The organism is Vibrio sp. 10N.261.52.A1 (assembly GCF_002876325.1).
GTDB lineage: Bacteria > Pseudomonadota > Gammaproteobacteria > Enterobacterales > Vibrionaceae > Vibrio > Vibrio chagasii.
This window is the reverse complement of the sequence record NZ_MCYD01000797.1, coordinates 1-1,238: the sequence shown is the minus strand read 5'-3', so window position 1 is coordinate 1,238 and position 1,238 is coordinate 1. Positions and strand designations below refer to the sequence as shown.

Annotated in this window: 1 protein-coding gene; it reads right to left on the bottom strand. The window is 47.3% G+C overall.

Annotated elements, in window-relative coordinates:
* Nucleotides 1–1,238, bottom strand: a 1,238-nt coding sequence (locus BCT81_RS16685) for an alpha-amylase family glycosyl hydrolase (protein ID WP_241908225.1), incomplete at both ends; no start/stop codon positions are given.

The following is a 1,238-nucleotide window of genomic DNA, read 5'->3' as shown; positions in this document are numbered from 1 at the left end:
GGTTATCACCATGCCCATCGCGGTTATTCTCACCATTTTCTTCATTGTGCTTGTGCTTGTACGAGACAAGGTCTTGCATGGTGAAGCCATCATGGTAAGTGATGTAGTTAACGGTGAGTTTGTAAGGCCAGTGCGCTGCACTGTAGATATCACGAGAGCCCATTAGGCGCGTTGCAAACTCTTTAAGGTAGCCTTGATCGCCGCGCCAGAAGCTACGTGTAATGTCTCTCAGCTTGTCGTTACATTCGTTCCAACCAAACGGAAAATTACCCACTTGGTAGCCGTTTGGGCCGATATCCCATGGCTCTGCGATCAATTTGGTCTCTTTAAGCACAGGATCTTGAGCCACAGCTTTGAAGAAAGCGGCCTCAGGGTTGTAGTTGTCGCCTTCGCGCCCCAATGTGGCTGCCAAGTCAAAACGGAACCCGTCGACTTGGAATTCGCTTACCCAGTAACGAAGCGTGTCCATGACTAGGTTGAGTGCTGGCTGGTGGGTGAGGTCGACTGTATTTCCACAACCGGTGAAGTTTGCATAATGGCAGCCGTGCTTAATATACGTGCGGCTATCTAATGCTTTTAGGTTGAAGGTTGTTCCGCCTTCGCCACCTTCTGCTGTGTGGTTGTACACCACATCTAAGATCACCTCGATACCATTGCGGTGCAGCTCACGAATAGCGGTTTTGAGTTCTGTGACGGCGTCTTTTTCTGCATAGCGAGGGTCTGGCACCATGAACAAATAAGGGTTGTAGCCCCAATAGTTCACTTTATCCATATCAAGCAGGTGTGGTTCGTGCATGCAGGCCGCAATGGGCAAAAGTTGTAGAGAGTTGATGTTTTGTTGTTTGTAGAACGCAAGCATTTCAGGGCTGACTAACCCCAGGTAACGGCCTTTGATATTACTGGCGACTTCAGGGTGAAGTTGAGATAGGCCTTTAACATGCGTTTCAAACAGAACGGTCTCTTCACGGCTAATTCGTGGCTTTTCGACGCCTTGCCAGTCGAAGGTATCATCAACAACGACACATTTCGCCATCGTAAAGCTTTTCTCATTACTATAAGGCGTGGTGTAGTGGAGCGGCTCACTTATCGCTTTAGCATAAGGGTCAGAAAGTAATATTGGACCATTAGCTGTTTCTGCAATGAATCCGTATTTTTGCCCCGCTTTAATACCTTCGATAAATACATATCGAATATCAGCGTATTCATTGTCCAATTTATAAGTTGTGAACTCCTCGTTC